A 4958-nucleotide genomic window follows, 5' to 3' on the forward strand; every position below is an offset into this window, starting at 1 on the left:
CAAGCAGCTCGATCTCCGGCGCCACTCGGTGCGCTCGCCCCGATCCCGAGGGATCTGCGTTTCCACACGGCCTCGGTGGGAAGCGGACCCTCGCCCTGCGGGATCAGTGATCCTAGGCGATAGCTGGCGGCTGCATGAACTCGATTGTCGCGCCGTCAGGACCAACAGTGTAGATCACCCGCGTTCCAGCCCGCGCACCGCTCGCGATCGGCTGCGGTGTGCCTTGCGCCTTCCAGCCGTAGGCGGCGATCCGCACCAGGAGCGCGTCGATGTCATCGACCACAAGGGCGAGATGCGCGAAGCCTGGGTCGAACGGCTTGGCTGGCACGCTTGGTCGGTTCGGACCCTGATACTCCAGGAGTTCGATCGTCTGATCCGCCAGCGAAACGATCGCTAGGCGTACCTTCGCCCCATGCGCTCCGGTGACCTGACCGAGGAACTCGCCCCCCATCTCGCCGGTCCGCACGAGGCGTGCGCCGAGCCCATCGATCCAGAACCGAAGCGCCTCGTCGAGTGAGCCGACTGCGAAGCCGACATGATCGGCGCGCTGCACACGGATGTTCGTATATTCCGTCATGCAGGACGTTCTACCCGCAGAGGGGCCGCTCGTCTGCAATGGGCCGGTAGCGACTGTCAGAGACGGTTCGGTAAAGGCTGACCCATATCGGACTGATAGCGCCGGTTCTCCACTCCACACCTAAACCGAACTAAACGGATGGGCTGCTGGGGGTCGAGAGCAGCAGTTGGCTCAATGCCCAGAAGCGGACGCCGTCTTCCTTGCCGGGCGTTCGCACCATGATCGGGAGCCACATTGCGCAGATCAAAGTTCAAGGGGCGCGTGAAATCACGCGCTCACCCCGTAAGTGTCTGCAGGCTGATGGTGATCTCGCCTACCCCCTGAGCTGCCGTCTGCATGCTCGACGAGATTTCCTGGGTGACGGCGCTCTGCTCCTCGACCGCAGAGGCTACGCCCGTCACCATCTCGCGCACAGACCCGATGGCTTGCACCACTGACAGCAACGCTCCGACCACCTCTTCCGAGATCCCCTGCATGGCGTGGATGTCCCGCGCGATCCGCCCGGTCGCCTGCGTCACTTGGCTCGACAAGTTCTTCACCTCGCTGGCCACCACGGCAAAGCCACGCCCAGCGCTTCCGGCCCGCGCCGCCTCAATCGTTGCGTTCAACGCCAGCAGGTTGATCTGCTCTCCGACCGCCTGGATGAGTTGGACGACGCCGTTCATCGATACGGCCGCCTCCTTCAGTTTCGCGGTGGAGCGATCAGCGGCGCTGGCCTGTTCGTGGATGGCGTCGACCTCGGAGCGCGAGCGGGTTAAGCTCTGTGCGATCTCCCCGATCGAGGCGCTGAGCTCCTCTGAGGCAGAGGCTACGGCCTGCACGTTGATTAGCGTCTGGCCCGACGCGCTAGTCGCTGCGTGCTGGGCTGCTGTCTTGGCGGTGATGTCCGTGGCGTATTTCACCACCTTGAACGGTTTGCCGTCGTCGTCGAAGATCGGATTATAGCTGGCCTGGATCCAGACCGTTCGACCACCCTTTCCCAGACGTCTGAACACGCCGGCCTGATATTCGCCCCGCCGAAGCATATCCCACAGCTGCAAGTACTCTGCCGACTCCGCATCCGACGGCTCGACGAACGTCCGATGGTGCCGACCGCGCACCTCATCAAGCCGGTAGCCGACGACGTTCAGGAAGTTCTCGTTGGCCTCCAAGATCGTGCCATCCATGCCGAAGTGGATGACGCCCTGCGACCGGTTGATGGCCGCGATCTGTCCCGCCACGTCGGCCCGGTGCAGCTTGTCCTGCGTCACGTCGGTGGCGAACTTGACGACCTTGTACGGCTTGCCTCGCCGGTCGCGGACCGGATTATAGATCGCCTGCAGCCAGAGCTCCCGCCCATCCTTACCGACGCGCTTGTACTCGGCACGCTGGAACTCGCCGCGCGCCAGCGCCGCCCAGAACTGACGATAGGCTTGGCCGTCGCGCTCGGCGGGTAGGACGAATAGGCGGTGGTGCCGGCCCTGGATCTCTTCCAAGGTGTAGCCGACGGTGCTGAGGAAGTTGGGATTGGCCGTCAGAATGGTGCCGTCCAGGGCGAACTCGATGGAGGCGCGTGAGCAACTGATCGCCTGGAGCACAGCCTCCTGATCAAGGCTGTAGCGCTGCTGCGCGGTCACATCGCTCGAGAGTTGGACGACCTTGACAACTCGCCCGGCACGATCGAGCACCGGGCTGTAGCTGAGCTGCAGCCAAACCTCGTCACCTTGCTTAGTGAGATGCCGCGAGCGTGTCGTGCGACACTCCCCCTGAGCGACGGCGGACCAAAGCTCCCGTTGCTCTTGACTGGCCGCCTCGTACGGATCGAGCACTACGTCCAGCGAGTGGCCCCGCAACTCTTCCAGGGTGTAGCCGAGTAGATCACGAAAGCGCGCATTGGCGCTCAGCATTGCACCGGAAGGTGTCAGCTCAACTACGCCCTGGGTGCGCTTTACAGCATCCAGTAGTGAGTAATCACCACGGGTGAAGAAAAGCGGCGCCATGTCTCATCCTAAAGCGGCTTTACAAAAGTACCTGGCCCTACACGAACCGGAGCACCGTACCACCGCTATACGGGTTGCTGATTTACAGAATAGGCAGAAAGTGCTTAAAAACTAATTAATATGTGGTATCACATATATTTTATCTTGATTTATGCCGGCCGATAGCCTGGATTAGGGGCATTGCTATCGGTAAATACGTATCCTTCGGCCCATGTATGGTTCTGATTGTAAATTTGCCGAATTATTGCTGTCCTGATGGCCGGCTACTTGCTGAAACTCGCCTGCGTGCAGACGCTGCTGATCGGCGCGGCCAATGCCAGCGTAGGCATTTTCAGCACCAAGTGGGACGAACTCGACGCGCAGACATTACACGCGGGGCAGTACCAAATCGTCGGTGCGGTCGCTCGGCTGACCACGGTCGCGTAGCCCCAAACCAGACGTTCCTGGGGGCCGATTTGGGTCGAAAGCTGCCCCTAGCTCGGCTACACTGATCGGGTTCTGAACCTCAGGCGCCCCTGGTCGATCCGGTCCGCGCCATCGCACGCTCCCGCGTCCTACCGCGCCGTGCCTGCCGTCCTCGCACGGCCTCCCTTACCCACCACCGGAGACACCAGAATGGATCTCAGCCCGATCGGCGCGGCCGTCCTCATCGCGCGCGAGGGACGGCGGCTCGCCGCCTATAGGGACAGCGTCGGCATCTGGACGATCGGCGTTGGCCACACAGCCGCCGCAGGTCTGCCGGTGCCGCGCGCCGGCCTTCGCATCAGCGCAGCCGAGTGCGACGCGCTGTTCGCCCGCGACGTGCAGAGCTTCGTCAAGACGGTGCGCCAGGCCGTGCCGGGGGATCTGCCGCAGCATGCCTTCGACGCGCTGGTCTCGCTCTGCTTCAACATTGGCCCGGCCGCCTTCCTGCGCTCGACCGTGCTGCGGCGTCTGCGCGCCGGTGATCGCGCGGGCGCGGCCGAGGCGATCCTGATGTGGGACCGCCCGGCCGTGCTGCTCCCGCGCCGGCAGGCGGAAGCCGACCAGTTCCGCACGCCTTACCAACAGGCCCTGCCGCGGGCCCGGCGCAGCGATGCAAGCCCGATCGCCGTCGCCGCGCCGGTGGCGGCCGTACTCGATCCGGGCCGGGCCACCCCCGTGATTGAGCCGGTGGTGGTGTCAACCGCAACGACCTTCTGGAGCCGCCTAACCGGGCAGTTTGTAAACTTGCTGCGTGCCCGGACCGCGCCCGCGGCGATCACCGAGTCAACCAGCGCCGCCGGCGGTGCCTGACCCTTTCGCCTGGATCCTCCAGGCGTTCAACCCGCGCTGGCTGGGCTCGCCGCGCACCCATCCCCAAAAACGAGGACGAAATATGCACGCGCTCATGTTCGCGGTGCTGGCGCTCGCCTGCGTCGCACTCACCGCCCTGTTCGCTCCTGCCCATGCCGCCGAAGCCATCGCCGGCGCCGCCGTGGTGCTGTCGGCCGAGGCGATGGTCGCTGCCGCCGCGCCGACCGTCGCCTCGTTCGCCGTGACCGTCCTGTCCGGCCTCGCCTCGGTGCTGCTCGCGCGGATCGGCCCGGTCTGGCTGTCGGGCCTGCTCGCGGGCCGCATCGAGATCGCCGTGCGTACCGCGGTCGACTACGGGCTCAACGCGGTCGAGGGCGCGGCCAAAGGACAGGTGCTGACCATCCCGGTCGGCTCGGCGGTGGTGGCCAAGGCGCTCCAGCGCGCACTGGATTCGACGCCGGGCTGGATCGTCCGCCTCGCCGGCGGCCCGGACGAGCTCGGAGCGCGCATCTTCCGGTCGCTCGACCTCGAGCCGGACAGCACCGCGGCCAAGGTGCTCGAGCCGGCGCTCCGACAGATCATCCCGGCGGCCCGCTAGGCACGATCGACACATCGCCATCGGATCGCCGGCGGGCGTCATGCCGCCGGCGATCCAATCTTTCCTGGCCGCCCTCAACTGGATGGCCGCCAGACCACCCCACCGCTCAGAGCTGAGGTCTGCCATGTCGAACGATCTCGATCTCGGCGACGAGCTGCCGCTGCCACTGCGGATCCATGTCGACCTCGCGCGCATGGTCGAGCGGCAGAAAGCGATGCAGGACACCGCCGATGCGCGCCATGCCCAGCTTGTCTCGATGCTGGCCACCTACGTTCCGCGTGCCGAGGTCGAGGCCCAGCACGAGGCCGTCGAACGCCGCTTCGATGGGCTTGAGAAGCGGGTGACCGGGATCGAGACCCGCACGTGGAAGGTGATTGCCTGGATGCTGGGCTCGATCGGCACCAGCCTGCTCGGGGTGTTCGGCTTCCACATCTCACGCGGCGGCTAAGGACCTATCTCGGTAGGCGCTGAGGCTCGGCGCCCTAGTTTGTCGGGATGACCGAGCCTCGCAAGCGCCGCCCGAGCAAGC

General features: G+C 65.2%; 6 protein-coding genes. 4 read left to right on the forward strand and 2 right to left on the reverse strand.

The window, feature by feature from the left end:
- Window positions 1–112: 112 nt before the first annotated feature.
- Entirely contained in the window at window positions 113–577 is a 465-nt protein-coding gene (locus OWC43_RS24485) for a VOC family protein (protein WP_393958906.1), read from the reverse strand.
- A gap of 275 nt (window positions 578–852) precedes the next feature.
- Window positions 853–2556, reverse strand: coding sequence for a PAS domain-containing protein (locus OWC43_RS24490; protein ID WP_393958907.1), 1704 nt, complete (start codon window positions 2554–2556; stop codon window positions 853–855).
- Window positions 2557–2811: 255 nt separating this feature from the next.
- Here OWC43_RS24490 and OWC43_RS24495 point away from each other — a divergent pair, with 255 nt between their 5' ends.
- The 4 genes from OWC43_RS24495 to OWC43_RS24510 all read left to right on the forward strand — a co-directional run bounded on the left by OWC43_RS24495 (window position 2812) and on the right by OWC43_RS24510 (window position 4877).
- Window positions 2812–2982, forward strand: a complete 171-nt coding sequence (locus tag OWC43_RS24495) for a hypothetical protein (protein ID WP_393958908.1) — start codon at window positions 2812–2814, stop codon at window positions 2980–2982.
- 189 nt (window positions 2983–3171) lie between these two features.
- On the forward strand, window positions 3172–3831 hold the full coding sequence (locus OWC43_RS24500) for a lysozyme (RefSeq protein ID WP_393958909.1): 660 nt from the start codon (window positions 3172–3174) through the stop codon (window positions 3829–3831).
- Between the two features lie 82 nt (window positions 3832–3913).
- Entirely contained in the window at window positions 3914–4429 is a 516-nt protein-coding gene (locus tag OWC43_RS24505; protein WP_393958910.1) for a hypothetical protein, read from the forward strand.
- 40 nt (window positions 4430–4469) lie between these two features.
- Window positions 4470–4877, forward strand: a complete 408-nt coding sequence (locus OWC43_RS24510) for a hypothetical protein (protein WP_393958911.1) — start codon at window positions 4470–4472, stop codon at window positions 4875–4877.
- The last annotated feature ends 81 nt before the right edge of the window (window positions 4878–4958 follow it).

The organism is Methylorubrum sp. POS3, assembly GCF_043352485.1.
In the GTDB taxonomy this organism is placed as follows: Bacteria; Pseudomonadota; Alphaproteobacteria; order Rhizobiales; family Beijerinckiaceae; genus Methylobacterium; species Methylobacterium suomiense.

Bases quoted from the DNA above. Each gene is read 5' to 3' on its own strand.
- OWC43_RS24485 (WP_393958906.1), bottom strand. From the start codon at position 577: ATGACGGAATATACGAACATCCGTGTGCAGCGCGCCGATCATGTCGGC.
- OWC43_RS24490 (WP_393958907.1), bottom strand. From the start codon at position 2,556: ATGGCGCCGCTTTTCTTCACCCGTGGTGATTACTCACTACTGGATGCT.
- OWC43_RS24495 (WP_393958908.1), top strand. From the start codon at position 2,812: ATGGCCGGCTACTTGCTGAAACTCGCCTGCGTGCAGACGCTGCTGATC.
- OWC43_RS24500 (WP_393958909.1), top strand. From the start codon at position 3,172: ATGGATCTCAGCCCGATCGGCGCGGCCGTCCTCATCGCGCGCGAGGGA.
- OWC43_RS24505 (WP_393958910.1), top strand. From the start codon at position 3,914: ATGCACGCGCTCATGTTCGCGGTGCTGGCGCTCGCCTGCGTCGCACTC.
- OWC43_RS24510 (WP_393958911.1), top strand. From the start codon at position 4,470: ATGCCGCCGGCGATCCAATCTTTCCTGGCCGCCCTCAACTGGATGGCC.